This window comes from Oerskovia sp. NPDC057915 (assembly GCF_042887685.1).
Taxonomy (GTDB): domain Bacteria; phylum Actinomycetota; class Actinomycetes; order Actinomycetales; family Cellulomonadaceae; genus Oerskovia.
The window spans coordinates 204,495-222,033 of the sequence record NZ_JBHVOS010000001.1 but is presented as its reverse complement, the minus strand read 5'-3'; the positions used below and the strand labels follow the sequence as shown (position 1 = coordinate 222,033).

Annotated in this window: 16 protein-coding genes; 9 read left to right on the top strand and 7 right to left on the bottom strand. The window is 72.2% G+C overall.

The window, feature by feature from the left end; genetic code table 11:
* Positions 1–24 precede the first annotated feature (24 nt).
* On the bottom strand, positions 25–996 hold the full coding sequence (locus tag ACFVQ3_RS01055; protein ID WP_387634003.1) for a Ku protein: 972 nt from the start codon (positions 994–996) through the stop codon (positions 25–27).
* A gap of 143 nt (positions 997–1,139) precedes the next feature.
* Between ACFVQ3_RS01055 and ACFVQ3_RS01050 the strand changes: the two genes are divergently transcribed.
* Positions 1,140–1,442 (top strand): DUF1905 domain-containing protein, encoded by a 303-nt coding sequence (locus tag ACFVQ3_RS01050; protein ID WP_387634001.1) that lies wholly within the window; start codon positions 1,140–1,142, stop codon positions 1,440–1,442.
* On the opposite strand, the gene ACFVQ3_RS01045 is transcribed toward ACFVQ3_RS01050, so the two are convergent.
* A complete protein-coding gene (locus ACFVQ3_RS01045; RefSeq protein ID WP_387633999.1) occupies positions 1,439–2,200 on the bottom strand; it encodes a GTP pyrophosphokinase family protein in 762 nt (253 codons plus the stop codon). The two genes, ACFVQ3_RS01050 and ACFVQ3_RS01045, sit on opposite strands and share 4 nt — an antisense overlap.
* Positions 2,201–2,435: 235 nt before the next feature.
* Here ACFVQ3_RS01045 and ACFVQ3_RS01040 point away from each other — a divergent pair, with 235 nt between their 5' ends.
* A complete protein-coding gene (locus ACFVQ3_RS01040) occupies positions 2,436–3,047 on the top strand; it encodes a TetR/AcrR family transcriptional regulator (RefSeq protein WP_387633997.1) in 612 nt (203 codons plus the stop codon).
* Between the two features lie 112 nt (positions 3,048–3,159).
* Positions 3,160–4,113, top strand: coding sequence for a DUF5692 family protein (locus ACFVQ3_RS01035; RefSeq protein WP_387633995.1), 954 nt, complete (start codon positions 3,160–3,162; stop codon positions 4,111–4,113).
* Between the two features lie 72 nt (positions 4,114–4,185).
* Here ACFVQ3_RS01035 and ACFVQ3_RS01030 read toward each other — a convergent pair whose 3' ends face one another.
* Positions 4,186–5,910 carry an MDR family MFS transporter gene (locus tag ACFVQ3_RS01030; RefSeq protein WP_387633993.1) on the bottom strand — a complete coding sequence of 575 codons (1,725 nt, stop codon included), beginning with the start codon at positions 5,908–5,910 and terminating at the stop codon, positions 4,186–4,188.
* A complete protein-coding gene (locus tag ACFVQ3_RS01025; RefSeq protein WP_387633991.1) occupies positions 5,907–6,548 on the bottom strand; it encodes a TetR/AcrR family transcriptional regulator in 642 nt (213 codons plus the stop codon). The genes ACFVQ3_RS01030 and ACFVQ3_RS01025 overlap by 4 nt, the downstream gene beginning before the upstream one ends.
* Before the next feature lie 319 nt (positions 6,549–6,867).
* Between ACFVQ3_RS01025 and ACFVQ3_RS01020 the strand changes: the two genes are divergently transcribed.
* On the top strand, positions 6,868–9,477 hold the full coding sequence (locus ACFVQ3_RS01020; RefSeq protein ID WP_387633989.1) for an ATP-dependent DNA ligase: 2,610 nt from the start codon (positions 6,868–6,870) through the stop codon (positions 9,475–9,477).
* A gap of 4 nt (positions 9,478–9,481) precedes the next feature.
* On the opposite strand, the gene ACFVQ3_RS01015 is transcribed toward ACFVQ3_RS01020, so the two are convergent.
* The gene (locus ACFVQ3_RS01015) at positions 9,482–10,141 is read right to left on the bottom strand and encodes a GntR family transcriptional regulator (RefSeq protein ID WP_387633987.1); all 660 of its coding nucleotides are present in this window, start codon (positions 10,139–10,141) and stop codon (positions 9,482–9,484) included.
* A 115-nt stretch (positions 10,142–10,256) separates the two neighbouring features.
* On the opposite strand from ACFVQ3_RS01015, the gene ACFVQ3_RS01010 reads away from it, so the two are divergent.
* The 5 genes from ACFVQ3_RS01010 (at position 10,257) to ACFVQ3_RS00990 (ending at position 15,268) form a co-directional block, all read left to right on the top strand.
* Complete coding sequence (locus ACFVQ3_RS01010; RefSeq protein ID WP_387633985.1) at positions 10,257–11,492, top strand: amidohydrolase family protein; 1,236 nt, start codon at positions 10,257–10,259, stop codon at positions 11,490–11,492.
* Positions 11,493–11,692: 200 nt separating this feature from the next.
* Entirely contained in the window at positions 11,693–12,100 is a 408-nt protein-coding gene (locus ACFVQ3_RS01005) for a VOC family protein (protein ID WP_387633983.1), read from the top strand.
* A 66-nt stretch (positions 12,101–12,166) separates the two neighbouring features.
* Entirely contained in the window at positions 12,167–13,090 is a 924-nt protein-coding gene (locus ACFVQ3_RS01000) for an NADP-dependent oxidoreductase (RefSeq protein ID WP_387633981.1), read from the top strand.
* Between the two features lie 114 nt (positions 13,091–13,204).
* Complete coding sequence (locus tag ACFVQ3_RS00995; protein WP_387633979.1) at positions 13,205–14,041, top strand: hypothetical protein; 837 nt, start codon at positions 13,205–13,207, stop codon at positions 14,039–14,041.
* Positions 14,042–14,140: 99 nt separating this feature from the next.
* Entirely contained in the window at positions 14,141–15,268 is a 1,128-nt protein-coding gene (locus tag ACFVQ3_RS00990; RefSeq protein WP_387633977.1) for a M24 family metallopeptidase, read from the top strand.
* A 135-nt stretch (positions 15,269–15,403) separates the two neighbouring features.
* Here ACFVQ3_RS00990 and ACFVQ3_RS00985 read toward each other — a convergent pair whose 3' ends face one another.
* Both ACFVQ3_RS00985 and ACFVQ3_RS00980 read right to left on the bottom strand, forming a co-directional pair.
* Positions 15,404–16,807, bottom strand: coding sequence for an MFS transporter (locus tag ACFVQ3_RS00985; RefSeq protein ID WP_387633976.1), 1,404 nt, complete (start codon positions 16,805–16,807; stop codon positions 15,404–15,406).
* Complete coding sequence (locus ACFVQ3_RS00980) at positions 16,804–17,427, bottom strand: pyridoxamine 5'-phosphate oxidase family protein (RefSeq protein ID WP_387633974.1); 624 nt, start codon at positions 17,425–17,427, stop codon at positions 16,804–16,806. Before ACFVQ3_RS00980 ends, ACFVQ3_RS00985 begins: the two co-directional genes overlap by 4 nt.
* Positions 17,428–17,539 lie beyond the last annotated feature (112 nt).

Here is a 17,539-nt window from a genome sequence, read left to right as displayed (position 1 = left end):
GTCAGCCTGGCACGCCGCGCACGCTCATGCCGAGGCCTTCTTGCGCGTCGTCTTCTTCGCGGGCTCCTTCGTCGAGGCGGCCTTGCCGCCCGAGGCGCGCGACGCCGTCGTGCCCTTGGTCTTCTTCGTGGCTGCGGCGCTCTTCTTGCTGCCCGACGACGCCGCCTCCTTCGCGGGCTTCTCACCCGTCGCGTCGCCCGGCTTCCTGCCGCGCGAGCTCTCGACGCTGCGGCGCAGCGCCTCCATGAGGTCGATGACCTCGGCACCCTCGGCACCGGTCTCCTCCTGCTCGCCGAACGTCGCCTCGGTGCTGAACGTGTCGCCCGCGTCGATCTTGGCCTCGATGAGCTGGCGGAGCTGGGCCTGGTAGTCGTCCTGGTACTCCTCGGGCGTGAAGTCCGCGGCGAACGACTCGACGAGCTGCGACGACATCGCGAGCTCCTTGGTGCTGACCTTCGCGGGCTCGTCGAGCGACGGGAACGCGGCCTCGCGCACCTCGTCGGCCCACAGCAGCGTCTGCAGGACCAGGACGTCGTCGCGCACGCGCAGGGCCGCGAGCCGCGTGCGCTGGCGCAGCGCGAACTTCACGATCGCGGTGCGGTCGGTCTCCTCGAGCGTGCGGCGCAGCAGCACGTACGCCTTGTTCGAGGACGAGTCGGGCTCGAGGTAGTAGCTGCGGTCCAGGAGCATGGGGTCGATCTGGTCGGTGGGCACGAACTCGACGACCTCGACCTCGCGGCTGCGCTCGGCGGGCAACGACCCCAGGTCCTCGGCCGTGAGCACGACCGTGCGCTCGCCGTCGTCGTACGCCTTGTCGATGTGCTCGTAGGCCACGACCTCGCCGCAGACCTCGCACCGTCGCTGGTAGCGGATCCGCCCGCCGTCCTTGTCGTGCACCTGGTGCAGCGGCACGTCGTGGTCCTCGGTCGCCGAGTACACCTTGATCGGCACGTTGACGAGACCGAACGTGATGGCACCCTTCCAGATGGCCCTCATCGTTCCATGGTGCGCCCGGGGGCCGGGGCTGGCGAGTCGTCAGACCGGCTCGAGCCGGTGGTGCGGTCCGTCGGGGAGCACCATGACGCGACGGCCCGGGTCACGGACCGCGCGCTGTGGGTGCCGCCCGGCATCATGGGCGCATGGCGGGCACCAGGTACGAGTTCGAGGCGGAGCTGTGGCGATGGACGGCGCGCAGCGACACATGGGTGTTCGCTGCGCTGCCCACCGACGTGAGCGACGAGATCGCCGACTCCCCCCTCCCCCCGGCCGGCTTCGGGTCGGTCAAGGTCGAGGTCACGATCGGGGGCTCACGCTGGTCCACGTCGGTCTTCCCCGACGCCGAGCGCCGGACGTACGTGGTGCCGGTCAAGGCCGCGGTGCGCCGTCGCGAGGGCGTCGACGTCGGGGACACCGTGCGGATCGCGGTCGAGACGCTGATCTAGCCTGCGGGCTCCGGGTCGTCCGCACCGGGCTTGGCCCGCAGGTACGAGTCGAGCAGCTCCCAGGACGGCGTGAACGGCCCGGCGAGCTTCTCGGTCCCCGGGAGCGCCGGGGTGTCGCGCGAGTGCTGGAGCACCTCGTCGTGCAGCCGCTCCATCTTGGCGTCGAGCTCGGAGGCCGCGAGCGAGGCCTCCTTGAGCTCGTCGAGGAGGCGCTGCGGGACGGCCTTGTCGTACTTGTAGTAGATCTTGTGCTCGAGGCTGGCCCAGAAGTCCATGGCGATGGTCCGGATCTGGATCTCGACGACGACGGGCTGCACCCGGTCGGACAGGAACACGGGAACCTCGACGATGAGGTGCAGGCTCTTGTACCCGTTGCCCTTGGGGTGCGCGATGTAGTCGCGCTCCTCGAGGACGACGACGTCGCGCTGGGCCGCGATCATGTCGCGCACCGTGTAGATGTCGGACACGAAGCTGCACGTGACGCGCACGCCCGCGATGTCGAAGATCTCCGCGCGCAGCGCCTCGATGGTCAGGTCGACGCCCTTGCGGCGGGCCTTGGCTAGCAGGGACTCGGGCGACTTGAGGCGTGAGGACACGTGCTCGATCGGGTTGTACTCGTGGGCGAAGGCGAACTCGTCGCGCAGGATGGTGATCTTCGTCATCACCTCGTCCATGCCGAACCGGTACGTCATCATCAGCCGCGTGAAGTGCTCCCGCAGGGCCCTCAGCTCTGCCCCGACCTGGGGTTCACCGCTCATGGATTCCTCGCTGATCGTGCCGACGTCGATCCTCCACCGTCGCACACCGCGGTCGCCCGGGCCGTGCGCGTCCGCGGCGGGCCACCGCCCGTCTCAGGTCGTGGCCCCGCCTGCGCTGCTCGACGGGCCCTAGGGCCCCGGCTCCCGGGACCTACGTCCTGACCTGGCCGAACACTGTTGACGCTGTGTCAATAGTGGATCTAGCGTCCAGGTATCAGCTCAGGAAGGGGCTCCGATGACCGACGCGACGACGCCGAGGCGGCGACGTTCAGCACCCGAGGTACGTGCCGAGGAGATCGTGCACGCCGCCCGCGAGCTGTTCGCGGAGCAGGGCATCGCCCGCACCTCGACCAAGGAGGTCGCGGAGCGCGCGGGCATCGCCCGGGGCCTCGTCTACTACTACTTCCCCGACAAGGACGCGCTCGTCGACGCGGTGCTCGAGGGCTACGTCGCGGAGTTCGTGGAGGCCGTGCGCGCGTGGGACGCGGCGCGCGAGCCCGGGAACATCGAGAAGGCCCTCGTCGACTGCATCGCCATGTTCCGCACGCACCTGCGGGCGGTCGCCCCGCTACGCGACGACATGCAGCGCACCGAGAGCGCAGGCCTCTACAACCGCTTCCTCGACCAGGCCGTGCGGGCCGTGGTCGAGTGCATCGGCGCCACGACCGTCGAGGCGTACGCGGCCCGGCACCACATCGGCATCGAGCACGTCCCCGAGACGTTCTACGTCCTCGTCTACGGCCTCGTCGGCCTCGCCCGGAACACCCCGGAGGTCGACGACGCCGTGCTCGTGACGATCGTGCGGCAGGTGCTGCACCTGGAGGAGGCGCGTTCCGACACCGAGTGACGCGACGGCTCGGACCCCGACGGTGCGCCGGGACCGGGCTCGCTCACCTGCCGCACCGTCCCCCACCCCGGGCGGCCACCCGCCGTCCCGTCGTCCTGAGAAAGGGAGCGACGTGTTCCTCTTCGATTCCATCCCCTGGCAAGCAGCCGTCATGTGGTTCGTGGTGCTCGCGGCCCTCGTCGGCCTCAACGAGCTCGTCCGCTGGTCGAAGACCGCTGCGATCGGGATCTTCATCGTCCTGCCGATCGTGCTGACGATCTTCGTCTGGCCCTACACCGCGGGCGCCGGTTCCTCGACCGGCACCTGGTTCCACTGGGTCAAGGTGTACTCGGCGCTCGCCGGCTGCATCGGCTTCATGCTCATCCGCTACTTCCCCCGCATCGGGCAGATGAAGTACGCCCTGCTCTTCCCGCCGGCGATCCTGGCGCTCAACATCGCCGAGGCCGTGATCCGTGACTTCCAGGTCTCCGGCATGGACGGCATGGTCGACGGCGTGTTCATGGTCGGCGGTTCGTGGAACGTCATGAACGGCATCGCGGGCATCCTGAACCTGCTGACGATCTGCGGCTGGGCCGGCATCTACATCACGCGCGACCGCTTCAAGGACATGGTCTGGCCCGACATGATGTGGTTCTGGATCATCGCGTACGACCTGTGGAACTTCGCGTACGTCTACAACTGCGTGGGCGACCACGCGTTCTACGCGGGCGCCGCGCTGCTCATCAGCTGCACGATCCCGGCGTTCTTCCTGCGCAAGGGCGCCTGGCTCCAGCACCGTGCCCACACGCTCGCGTTCTGGATGATGTTCACGATGGCCGTGCCGACGTTCGTCTCGGACTCGTCGTTCGCGGTCGACTCCTCGCACGACCCGAAGGCGCTGTTCGTGGTCAGCCTGATCTCGCTGCTCGCCAACGTCGCGGTCGCCGTCTACCAGGTCAAGGTGATCGTGACCAAGCGCCGCAACCCGCTGCGCGACGAGCTCTTCACGGACCACAAGTCCTACCAGGAGCTCGCGAAGGACCGCCCGGGACCGGAGCTCGCCACCGCGGGCGCCACGACCGCCTGACGGACCCACCCACGACGAAGGGTCGCCCGACACGATGTCGGGCGACCCTTCGTCCTGCTCGGCGGGAGACGTCTACCGCTCGGGGCGCGCCCCGGCGCTCACGCTCTCCCCCGGCCCGACGGCGTCGCTCACCTCGTCGCCGTCGGCCTCAGCCTCCGCGTCGGTCACCAGGAGCTGCCCCTCGGCCAGCGACTCCGCGGCGATCTCGTGCTCGACCGAGGTCGCGAGCGGCTTCTCGTGGACGAAGCACAGGGCGATCGCCGCGATGACCGCGAGCGGCACCATGTAGAGGAACAGCGGCACCAGCGCCTCGTTGTAGGACTCGATCACGAGGGCGCGCACGCCGTCGGGCAGGGACTGGACCAGGTCCGGGGTGAGCGAGCCCGTCCCGCCCGCCGACCCCGTGCCCTGCGGGAACTTCTCCGCGATGAGCGAGGTCAGGCGCGAGATGAAGACGCTGCCGACCACGGCCGAGCCCAGCGTGGCACCGACCTGACGGAAGTAGTTGTTGGCCGCGGTCGCGGTCCCGACCTCGCGCAGCGGGAACGAGTTCTGGACGATCAGGGTCAGGATCTGCATGCTGCTGCCCAGCCCGATCCCGATCACCGCGAGAAACACGCAGATCATCGGGGTCGCGGTGTCGGCCTCGACGGTCGAGAGCAGGGCGAGGCCCACGCCCAGGATCAGCGAGCCGACGATCGGGAGGACCTTGTACCTCCCGGTCCGCGAGACCATCTGGCCCGTGACGACCGAGGTGACGAGCAGCGAACCCATCATGGGGATCATGAGCAGGCCCGCGACCGTCGCGCTGGCACCGGTCACCATCTGGAGATAGGTCGGCATGTAGCCGATCGCGCCGAACATCGCGATGCCCGTCGCGAGGGCCGCGATCGTCGTGACCGTGAAGTTGCGGTCGGCGAACAGGTGCAGCGGGATGATCGGCTCGTCGGCCCGCTTCTCGACGAGCACGAACGCGACGGCCGCCACGACGGCGAGGGCGATCAGGCCGAGGATCGTCGCCGAGCCCCACGCGTACTGCGAGCCGCCCCACGTCCCGACCAGGACGAGCGCCGTGGTCGCGACGGCCATGAGGGCCATGCCGAGGTAGTCGTGGCGGACACGCTCGGCACTGCGCGCCTTCTTGGGCAGGTGCAGCAGGAAGACCGTCGCGAGAGCCGCGAGGACACCCAGCGGGATGTTGATCCAGAAGACCCAGCGCCAGCCGGGCCCCTCGGTGAACCAGCCACCGAGCAGCGGGCCCGCGACCGAGGAGACCGCGAAGACGGCACCCATGATGCCCATGTACCTGCCGCGCTCGCGGGCGGGGATGACGTCGGCGATCGCGGCCTGCGACAGGATCATGAGCCCGCCGCCGCCGAGCCCCTGGACCGTGCGACCCACGATGAGCAGGTTCATGTCGCCCGCGACCGCGCCGATGACCGAACCCGCCATGAAGAGCAGGATCGCCGTCAGCAGCAGGGGCTTGCGCCCCAGCACGTCGGAGACCTTGCCGTAGATCGGCATGGTGATGGTCGACGCGAGGATGAAGGCCGTGATGACCCAGCTCATGTGCTCGACGCCGTCGAGCTCGCCCACGATCGTGGGCAGCGCGCTCGACAGCACGGTCTGGTTGAGCGACGCGAGCAGCATCGTGACCATGAGGCCCAGGAAGAGCAGGACGATCCCGCGATCCTTCGGGGACGCCGCCGGGGCGTCAGGGGTCGACGGCTCGGGCGCGACGGTCGTCGCGCCCCGGGTGGGTGCCGGCGTGCTGCCGGCTCGGGGGGTGGTGGTCATAGCGTGGCCTCGAAGACTTCTCGGAAGATGGTGATCGCTTCGCCGATCTCGGCCTCGGCGTCGGCGTCGCTCAGGGCGGTGCCGGGGTCGCGCGAGTACGCGAAGCGCATGATGGTGCCGGCGAGCATGAGGAGTGCGCGCGCGGTGTCGGGGCTGTCGGGCAGGCCCAGCGACGCGAGCTCGCTGAACCCCGTCCCGTCCTCGGCCCGGTCGGACAGCATGTCGTTGACGAGTCCCTCGACCTGGGACAGGTAGCCCATGGCGTGCTTGCGCAGCTCGGGGTGCTCACGCACGAGCGCCTTGCGCTCGGCGAACGGCACGCCCGGGTGCAGCGTGGACCGCAGGATCGAGAGCAGGAACCGCACGACCCGCTCGAACGCGGGCCCCTCGGTCGTGGCACGGAAGGCCGCGAGCGCCTCGTCGGAGACGTGTGGTGGCACGAGCCCCAGGATCGCCTCCTCCTTGGTCGTGAAGTAGTTGAAGAACGTCCGCGGGGACACGCCTGCCGTGGCGGCGATCTCCTCGACGGTCGCGTGCTGGAGTCCCTTCTCGCGAACCAGTGCGGCGGCCGCCTGGTGGATCGCGAGCCAGGTCTCGGCGCGCTTGCGTTCGCGGAGGGACGTCGGGGCGGTCTGCATGACTGCACTATATGCACGACTGCAAATCTTGCACAACTGCACTTTTGAGGTTGGGAGGCTCGGCGCCGCTCCGCGCTGGGCGCGCTTGCCTGCGCGCTGCCCGCGTTTGTCGGACCGCTGCCCGCGTCCGTCGGAGCGCCGCCCGCCGAGTGTGCAGTTCGGGCGGTCCAGCGGGCCGGGAGACAGCCCGAACTGCACACTCGGTGAACGGCGGCCCCGTCCCCGGCATCAGCCCCGGCTCCGGCCCGCCCCGCGCCGCCACCAGCACCAGACCCCGCCCCGCCGAGCGCGCCCGCCCGCCCCGGGCAACCATGGACCCATGGCCACCTCGACGGCGGCGCAGACCGTGAGCGTCGGCGGTCACCGCCTCAAGCTCACCAACCTGGACAAGGTCCTGTACCCGGCGACGGGCACGACCAAGGGCGAGGTCCTGGCCTATCTCGCCGCGGTCGCGGACGTCCTGCTCCCCCACGCCTCGAACCGCCCGGCCACGCGCAAGCGCTGGCCGAGCGGCGTCGACGGGCCCGTGTTCTTCCAGAAGAACCTCGACGCGGGCACGCCCACGTGGGTCCGGCGCCGCACGATCCAGCACAAGGACCACGCGAACGAGTACCCGCTCGTCAACGACCTCGCGACCCTCACGTGGCTCGGGCAGATCGCCGCCCTGGAGATCCACGTGCCGCAGTGGCAGTTCGGGCGGACCGGTGTCCAGAAGAATCCCGACCGCCTGGTCCTCGACCTCGATCCGGGCGAGGGCGCAGGGTTGCCCGAGTGCGCCGAGGTCGCGCGCCTGGCCCGCGACGTGCTGCGCGGCATGGGCCTCGACCCCCTGCCCGTGACGAGCGGGTCCAAGGGCATCCACCTGTATGCCGCGCTCGACGGCCGCCAGACCACCGACGAGGTCAGCGCGGTCGCGCACGAGCTCGCCCGCTACCTCGAGGCCGAGCACCCCGACCTCGTCGTGAGCGACATGAAGAAGGCGCTGCGCGGCGGCAAGGTGCTCGTCGACTGGAGCCAGAACAACGGCAGCAAGACGACCATCGCGCCCTACTCGCTGCGTGGCCGCGCCCACCCCACGGTCGCGGCACCGCGCACGTGGGACGAGCTCGACGACCCTGGTCTCGCGCAGCTCGACAAGGACCAGGTCGTGGAGCGCGTCCAGAGCGTGGGCGACCCGCTCGCTGCTCTCACCGCCGGCCACCTGGCCTCGCTCGAACCCACGCCCGAGCGCATGGCGACGTTCGCGCGCAAGGGTGAGACGCCGTCGGGCAGCGGGCGCCCAGACGACGGCGAGCCACGAGACGCACCGCGGCGCGACCGCCTCGAGACCTACCGCGCCAAGCGCGACGCCTCCCGGACCCCCGAGCCGGTCCCGGCCGCGGCCCCACCGACGAGCGCGGGCAACACCTTCGTCATCCAGGAGCACCACGCGCGCCGCCTGCACTGGGACTTCCGCCTGGAGCACGACGGCGTCCTCGTGAGCTGGGCCCTGCCGCGCGGCGAGCCGACCGACACGAAGCAGAACCACCTCGCGGTGCAGACCGAGGACCACCCGCTCGCGTACGGCTCGTTCGAGGGGTCCATCCCGGCGGGCGAGTACGGCGGCGGCGAGGTGACCATCTGGGACGCGGGCACGTACGAGCTCGAGAAGTGGCGCGACGACGAAGAGGTCATCGTCACGCTGCACGGCGAGCAGCACGGGACGCGGCGGCTCGCGCTCATCCACACGGGGGGCCACGGGTCCTCCGGCACCTCAGGGAGAGCCGAGGAGAACAACTGGCTCATCCACCTCATGGCGCCGCGCGACGAGGGGCGGGCACCACAGCGGGCGCCCCAGAGGGCGCCACGGCGCACGACACCGGACGCGCGACCACGCGGCCAGACGACCGGGCAGCGCCCCACCGAGCCCGACGACGAGCCCGCGGGCACCGCCCTCCCCCGCCCGATGCTCGCGACCGCCGGGACGGTCGAGACGCTCACGGCCGAGGGCGACCCCGACGACTGGGCCTACGAGATGAAGTGGGACGGCTTCCGGGTGGTCGCACAGGTCGCGGCCGCCCCGCGAGGGACGGCGACGGTCCGTCTCGTGAGCCGCAGCGGCAAGGACATGACCGTGACCTACCCCGAGCTCGCGGACCTCGCGGCCCGCGTCCCCGCCGAGGAGCTGCCCGTGGTCGTGGACGGCGAGATCGTGGCGCTCGACGCACGCGGTCGCCCGAGCTTCCGTCGGCTCCAGCACCGCGCGAACCTCACCCGGGCGGGTGACGTCGCGGCGGCGCGCGCCACGGTCGGGGTCGAGCTCATGCTGTTCGACGTCCTGTCCGTCGGCGGTCGCTCGCTCGTCCGGCGTACCTACGACGAGCGCCGAGCGATCCTCGAGGACCTGGTCGACGGGTCGGGGATCGTGCACGTGCCGCCCGCGTTCGACGGTGACCTCGCGGGGGCCGTCGCGACGAGCAGGCAGCTCGGTCTCGAGGGCGTGGTGGCCAAGCGTCGCACGAGCACGTACACGGCCGGGCGGCGTTCGCGGAGCTGGATCAAGGTCAAGCACTCGCACACCCAGGAGGTCGTGGTGGTCGGGTGGCGCCCGGGCCACGGGGACAGGTCGCACCTGGTCGGCTCGTTGCTGCTCGCGGTGCCCGACGACGAGGGGCTGCGCTACGTGGGCCGGGTCGGGTCGGGCTTCACCGAGAAGGACCGGCGCGACCTCGTGACCCGGCTCGGCCGGATCGAGCGGGTCACGAACCCGGCCCTCGACGTCCCGCCGGCGGACGCCTCGGACGCCCGCTGGGTCACGCCGCACCTGGTCGGCGAGGTCGACTACGCGGACTGGACGAGCGCCCCCGACGGCGACGGCAAGCTGCGGCACGCGGTGTGGCGGGGTTGGCGGCCGGACAAGTCGCCCGGGGACGTGCGCCGGGAGGGCTGATCTCTCAGCCTCGCGCGGGGCCCTGGGTACCGCGCCGGGCCTGCGCGGCGTCGCGGCTCGTCCGCAGGTGCCCGACGGCGAGCCGCGCCGCCTCCTGCCCGTCGCCCGCGCGGATCGCGGCCAGGAGCCCCCGGTGCTCGTCGACCATCTCCTGGAGGTCGAGGTGCTGCCCGAGGAGCCAGCGCAGGCGGCTCGCGGTGATCGCGCCGATCTCGTCGAGGAGCGGGCTCGCGGCGGTCGTCGCGACGAGCTCGTGGAAGTCGGCGCCCGCGCGGTGCGCGGCCTTCGCGTCGTGGTCGCGCGCGGCACGGGCCTCGCGGTCGAGGACGGCCTCGAGCGCGGCGAGCGCGTCGGGGGTCCTGCGTTCGGCGGCGAGGCGGAAGGTCAGGGTCTCAAGCGCGGAGCGCACCTCGATGAGGTCCTCGACGTCGGCGTCGGTGAAGGTCCGCACGACGGCCCACGTGCGGGGGCGCGGTGTCACGAGCCCCTCGGCGATGAGCGCCTTGAGGGCGTCGCGGACGGGGACGCGACTCACGCCGAGCTCGGCCGCGAGGTCACGCTCGACGAGCTTGTCCCCGGGGGCGCGGTCGCCGTCGATGATCTGCTCGCGCACGATCCGGGCGACGCGGTCCGCCTCGGGCTCGAACGGCTGGTCTGCGCTCATGCGTCTCATCCTTCCGGAACCCTTCGCGAGAAATGGTATACCATTTGTCGTCGGAGGGCCCCTGGGGGTGGGTCCTGCACCCAGCGAGCCAGCACCACCGGAAGAAGGACCCCCGATGCCCCCGTTCCCCACCTCTCCCCAGGTCACCGTCTCGGTGCTGCGCAACGTCCGGCCGTGGGGCGGCGACCCCGTCGACCTCCACGTCGCGGACGGGCACATCACCCGGGTGACGCCGCACTCCCCCGCGAACGCTGCGTCGTCGGGCAGCACGCCCGCCCCGGGCGAGGTCGACGGGCGCGGCCTGCTCGCCCTGCCCGGGTTCGTCAACGCGCACGCGCACGTCGACAAGAGCTGGTGGGGCAAGCCGTGGGTCAGCTACGGCGGCGAGGCCACCACGCAGGGGCGCATCGCGCACGAGCGCGAGCACCGCGACGAGCTCGGCATCCCCGGGGTCGACGTGACGGTCGCCGTCCTGCGCGAGTTCCTCCGTCATGGCACGACGGCGATCCGCACCCACGTCGACGTCGACCTCGGCCTCGGGCTGCGCGGCATCGACGTGGTCCGCGAGTCCCTGTTCGTCCTGGGCGGCGCGGTCGACGCCGAGATCGTCGCGTTCCCCCAGGACGGCGTCCTGCGCCGGCCCGGCGTGCTCGAGCTGCTCGACGCCGCAGCCGCCGCCGGGGCCGAGCACATCGGCGGGCTCGACCCCGCCTCGATCGACCGCGACCCCGTGACCCAGCTCGACGGGCTGTTCGAGATCGCCGAGCGCCGCGGCGTCGGGGTCGACGTCCACCTCCACGACGGGGGAGAGCTCGGCGCGTTCCAGATCGAGCTCATGATCGAGCGCACGATCCGCGCGGGCCTGCAGGGCAAGGTCAACGTGGCGCATGGCTTCGCGGTCGGACAGCTGCCGCCCACCCGCATGGCCGACCTCGTCGAGGCCATGGGCGACGCGGGCATCAGCATGACGACCGTCGCCCCGATCGGCGCGACCCCGCTCCCGCTCGACCTGCTGCGCGAGCACGGCGTCAAGGTCGGCCTGGGCACCGACGGCATCCGCGACCTGTGGGCGCCGTACGGCACGGGCGACCTGCTCGCGCTCACGACCCGCCTGTCCCAGCTCGCGCGCTTCCGCCACGACGAGGACATCGTCCGTGCGGCCCGGCTCGCGACGAGCGACGCCGCGCACTTCGTGGGTCGGCCCGTGCACGACCTCGTCGAGGGCGCGCGCGCCGACGTCGTGCTGGTCGACGCCGAGAACACCATGGACGCCGTGGTCCGGGCACCGGGCCGCGCGCTCGTGGTCGCGGGCGGCCAGGTCGTGGCCCGCGACGGCGAGGTGCTGGTCTGACCGGCCCGTCCTGACCGGCCCGCCGGGCGCTCGGGCCCGGGCGGGCGGCGCCAGGCGGGCCGCGCCGGGCGGGCGCTCGGGCCCGGGCGGGCCGCGCCGGGCGCGCCGATGAGTTCTCCCGGGAGGGCCGGTCTACACCGACGACACCCCGTCCTCGCCGACCGGAGCAGCATCCGGCGGCTCGCCCGAAGGAGCACGTCATGACCGGAACCCAGATCTTCGTCAACCTGCCCGTGGCCGACCTCGAGAAGTCGAAGGCGTTCTACACGCAGCTCGGGTTCTCGATCAACGCGCAGTTCACCGACGAGAACGCGTCGTGCGTCGTCGTCAGCGACACGATCTACGTCATGCTCCTGACGCACGACTTCTTCCGGCGCTTCACGTCCAAGGACATCGTCGACGCCCAGAGCGCGACCGAGGTCATCAACGCGATCAGCGCCGAGTCGCGCCCCGGCGTCGACGAGCTCGCCGACCGGGCGCTCGCCGCGGGCGGGTCGCAGACCAACCCGCCCCAGGACGAGGGGTTCATGTACTCGCGCAGCTTCTCCGACCTCGACGGTCACCTGTGGGAGGTCATGTACATGGACCCGAGCGCGATCGAGGGCTGACCTGCCAGGACACGACGGGCGGCGGTGCCGGGGAATGCCTCGGCACCACCGCCCGTTGCCACCTGCATGCGAGCCATCACCTACTCCCGCTACGGCGGGGCCGACGTCCTCGAGCTCAGCGAGCTCCCCACGCCCAAGGTCGGGCCGGACACCGTCCTGGTCCGGGTCAGGGCGACGAGCGTCAACCCCGTGGACTGGAAGGTCCGCGAGGGCTACCTCGACGCGATCATGGACGCCACGTTCCCGGTCGTGCCGGGCTGGGACGTCGCGGGCGTCGTCGAGCGGGTCGGCCTGGACACGCCCGAGCTCTCGGTCGGTGACGAGGTCTTCGGGTACGTGCGCAAGGACGTGGTCTCCGGCGGCACGACCGCCGAGCTCGTCGCGGCCCCGGTCCGCACGCTGGCGCGCAAGCCCGCGGCGTGGACGTGGGAGCAGGCCGCGGGCGCACCCCTGGCCGGTCTCACGGCGCTCCAGACGATCGACCGTGCCGGGGTGACGAGCGGTCAGACCGTGCTCGTGCACGCGGCCGCGGGCGGCGTCGGGTCGATGGCCGTGCAGATCGCGGTCGCCCGCGGCGCTCGCGTGATCGGCACCGCGTCCGAGCGCAACCACGAGTACCTGCGCTCGCTGGGAGCCGAGCCCGTGACCTACGGCGAGGGCCTCGCCGAGCGCGTGCGCGCCCTCGCCCCCGACGGCGTCGACGTCGTCCTCGACTACATCGGTGGCGAGGCGCTGGCCACGACGCCCGACGTCCTGCGCGACGGCGGCACGGTCGCCTCGGTCGTCGACGCGGCAGCCCGAGACGAGCTCGGCGGGCACTACGTGTGGGTGCGCCCCGACGTCGAGGGGCTGACCGAGCTGGCGCGTCTCGCCGACGCCGGGCAGCTCACGGTAGACGTCGCCGAGGTCTACGACATCGCCGACACCGCGAAGGCCCACGAGGCGAGCAGGACCGGGCACGTGCGCGGCAAGGTCGTCATCACGGTCTGAACCACGGTCCGAGCCGTCCACGCGACCCACGCGGGACGCGGATCCCCCTGCGACGCGCCGCGCGCCCCGGGAGCTCCGCGCCCCGTGGCTGGTCGGTGACGTACCGTGAAGCCCATGCCCGCCACCGTCCCCGCCCTCGTCGCAGCCGACTCCGCACGCCTGCGGACCCGCGCCGCACGGCACGCCCGCTCCCTCCCCCTGGCTGTCGCGGGGGTCACGACCTGGGTCGTCGCGGGCACGGGGCTGCTCGACGTCAGCTGGCTCTGGCTCGTCATGCTCGTGCCCGCAGCCGGGTTCGTCGCGACGTACGTCGCGGCCTTCGCCCTGCGGCTGCCCACGGGCGTGGGCGTCGGGAGCGACGGGTACGGGATCGCGCTCGTCCTGAGCGCACTGATCGCCTTCCTCCTCCCCTGGATCCTCTGGACGACGGGCGTGCCCTTCGTCGTGGGCCTCGGGCTCGTCGTCCTGGGGCTGCGCGCGTCCGACCGGTTCCTGTGGGTCGCCGGGCTCGTGACGATGGCCGTCTCGTTCGGCCTCGCGACGGTCTCCTCCCCGATGTTCCCGCCGCTGTCCACGCCCGCCCTCGCGGGGACGGTCGCCCTGGGACTCGCCCTGCTGGCCGCGGCCCTGGTCGCCCTGCGCGGCGAGCGGCAGACCCTCGCGGCCGGCGACGACGGCGCCCTGAGCATCGGCGACCCCGCGACCGACAACCTGCGCGTGCTCGCGGTGCTCGGTGACGCCGACGAGGCCGACCAGCCCGCGCTCGGGCGCCTCACCGGCATCGAGGAGCGCAACCTCGCGGCCCGCCTCCACGACCTCACCGAGGCGGGCCTCGTCCACGCGCGCGTCACGAAGAACCGGAGCTGGGCGCAGATCACGCGCGAGGGTCGCGAGGAGCTGCGGACCCGCCGCGAGGCCCTGCGCGGGGTCGCGGAGCACCGCAAGGCCTGACCGCCCGCACCGCCCGAGGGCGGGCCGCCCGCCCGGGACGGGATCCGCCGTCGGGCACCTCGCCCGGCGCACCCGCGAGAGCGGTGGCAGGCTGGCCCCATGAGGGAGTTCACCGCACAGGACTTCGCCGCGCGCATCGACCGCGCGGCCGCCCAGGCCCGCGACGCCGGACTTGCCGGGGTGCTGGTCACCCCCGGCCCGGACATGACGTACTTCACGGGATACACGCCCACGGCCATGACCGAGCGCATCACGCTGCTCGTGGTCCCGGCCGAGGGCGAGGCCTCGATCGTGGTGCCCGTCCTGGAGCGGCCGGACCTCGACCGCGCGGCCGGCGCCGCGGACCTGCACGTCACGGCCTGGACGGACGGCGTCGACGAGTACGCGGTCACGGCCGACCTGCTCGACGCCGCCGGGCACTACGCGATCTCCGACTCGGCGTGGGCCATGCACCTGCTGGGGCTCCAGCGCACGCTGCCGGGCTCGTCGTACTCGGCGATGACACAGGCCCTGCCCATGCTGCGCGCGGTCAAGGGGCCCGACGAGATCGAGCGCCTCGCGGCCGCGGGTGCGGCGAACGACGCGACGTTCGCCGACATCGTCGAGATCCGCTTCAGCGGGCGGCGCGAGCTCGACGTCGCGGCGGACCTCGCGGGCTTCCTGCGCGACCACGGGCACTCGCAGGTCGACTTCACGGTGGTCGGCTCGGGGCCCAACGGCGCCAACCCGCACCACGAGGCGGGCGACCGGGTCATCCAGGAGGGCGACATGGTCGTGCTCGACTTCGGCGGCCTCAAGGACGGCTACGGCTCGGACATGACGCGCATGGTGCACGTCGGCGGCGACGTGACGGAGCAGCAGCGCGAGGTCTTCGAGGTCGTCCGGGCGGCGCAGCAGGCCGGGGTCGACGCGGTCCGGCCCGGCGCGACGTGCCAGGACGTCGACCGCGCAGCGCGCGCCGTCATCACCGACGCCGGGTACGGCGAGCAGTTCATCCACCGCACGGGCCACGGGATCGGGCTCACGACGCACGAGCCGCCGTACATGATCGAGGGCGAGGAGCAGCCGATCGTCTCCGGCATGTGCTTCTCGGTCGAGCCCGGGATCTACCTGTCGGGGAACTTCGGGGTCCGTATCGAGGACATCGTGGTCGCGTTCCCGGACGACGTGCCCGACGGCGCCCGTCGCCTCAACGACGCGCCGCACGACCTGCACGTGGTCGAGTAGGCGGACCGCGCGAGCAGAAGCGCAGGGCTCCGTTCACCGAGTGTGCAGCTCGGGTCGTTCGCGCCCCTGACCCGACCACCCGAACTGCACGCTCGGCGTCCCCCGGGACCACACCGACCGCGTCGACGCGCCCGGTCAGCCCTCGGTCGCGTCCGCGCCCTGTGCCGGTCCGGCGCCCGCGGCCACGACCTGCTCGTTGCGGATGCCCGCCCAGCTCACGAGGCCGCCCGCGACGAGCAGCGCCGCGGTGACGACGAGCGCCCGGTGGAACCCGGCGACGTCGAGCACGGGACCGATGACGATCCCCGCGCACGCGATGACCACGAGCCCCGCGATGCGCGACACCGCGTTGTTCACGGCCGACCCGATGCCCGCGTCCGCGGCCGGGATCGAACCGAGGATCGCCGCGGTCAGCGGCGCCACCGTGACGGCGAGCCCCAGGCCGAACAGCAGGATGCCGGGCAGGAGCTGCGTGAAGTAGCTCGCCTCGGCGGTCGTGGTGAGCATGAGAAGGTACCCGCCGCCCGCGACCAGGGGGCCCACGGTCATGAAGGCGCGTGGCCCGTACCGGCCCGCGAGCGCCCCGAAGCGCGAGGACAGGAACAGCATGAGCAGCGTGACGGGCAGCAGGGCCAGTCCCGCGAGGGTTGCGCTGTACCCGGCGACCTGCTGGACGAACAGGGTCACGGCGAAACCACCGAAGGCGAGCGCGCCGTAGATCGCGGCCGTCGCGACGTTGCCCGCGGCGAAGTTGCGCACCGAGAACAGGGACAACGGCAGCATCGGGTCGGGTGCGCGCCGCTCCCAGCCGAGAAACGCGACGAGTGCCGCGATCCCCACGACGAGCGGGACCCACACGACCGGGCTCGACCATCCGAAGCGCCCGTGCTCAATGAGCGCGAAGACCGGCCCGGCGAGACCGACGGCCGCGAGCACGGCCCCGCGCACGTCGATGCGCCGACCGGTCTCGGTGTCGCCCTCCGCCATGCCGTGCAGGATCCACAGCGTCACGGCCACCGGCAGCAGGTTGATGCCGAACACCCAGCGCCAGGACAGGGTGTCCACGAGGACTCCCCCGAGCAGAGGCCCGGCGATCATCGCGGTGCCTGTCCACGCGGTCCAGGTCCCGATCGCCTTGGCCTGCGCGGCCCCGCTGAACGACGAGATGATCATCGCGAGCGAGCTCGGGACGAGCAGCGCCCCCGCGACGCCCTGGAGACCACGCGCGACCACGAGCACGACGCCGGTCGGGGCCAGCGCGCACAGGACCGACGTGAGCGCGAACCCGACGAGCCCCCACCACATGACGCGCCGTCGACCGTGGACGTCGGACAGCGACCCCGCCACGAGGATGAGCGAACCGAGCGTGATGAGGTAGGCGTCGACGACCCACTGCTGGAGCGCGAGCCCGTCGAGCGCTCCCCCGGCCATGTCCTCCGCGATCGCGGGCAGCGCGACGTTGACCACCGTCCCGTCGAGGAACGACACGAACGAGGCGAGGATCGCGACGAGCAGCACACGGCGCTGGGCGGGTGTCACGCCTCCACGCTAGCCCCGTCCTCGAACCTCCACCGGGTCGCGGTGTAGTCCTCGCCGCGTCCGTAGGCGTAGACCGTCGTGGGCCGCACCCGGAAGACGAACGCCTCCACGGTGGCCTGCTCCCCGGGGTCCGTGCCGTCCGCGGGCGCCTCGCTGTCCCAGAAGGCGCCGTCGCGCACCTCGAAGTGCCAGTCGTACTTGCACGCCCACCGGTCGGCGAGCCGACGCAGCGTGTGGTCCTCGGTGATCCGCTCGGCGGCTCCTTCGAGGACGACGTCGAGCCCCTCGCTCATGCGGTTGGTCCCGGTGGTCAGGACGCACCCGGGGTTCGCCGCGAGGTTGCGGGCCTTGCGCTCGGTGCGGCCGGTACAGAAGTGGAGCGCGCCGTCGGCCCAGACCGTGATCAGCGGCGTGACGTGCGGGCGACCGTCGGGGCGGACCGTGGACAGCCAGAAGATCTCGCCGCCCTGGAGCAGGGCCAGGGTGTCGGCCCACGGGGTGGGCGCTGCGCCAGGGGACGAGAAGTCCGTCATGAGGACTTCGGCTGGCGCACCGCCGGGCTCGGTGGGCTCGGTGGGCTCGGTGGTCCGGGTCGTGGGCTGAGCGGGTTCTGCGGCCATGGGAGGTCCTCCGTCTCTCGGGTGGCTCCGTCGCCACGCGGTCCCTCTCCGACCGGCGCGCGCGTCGAAACTCATCGGCGGCGGTCGCCGCCCCCTCCGAGGCCGCGACACC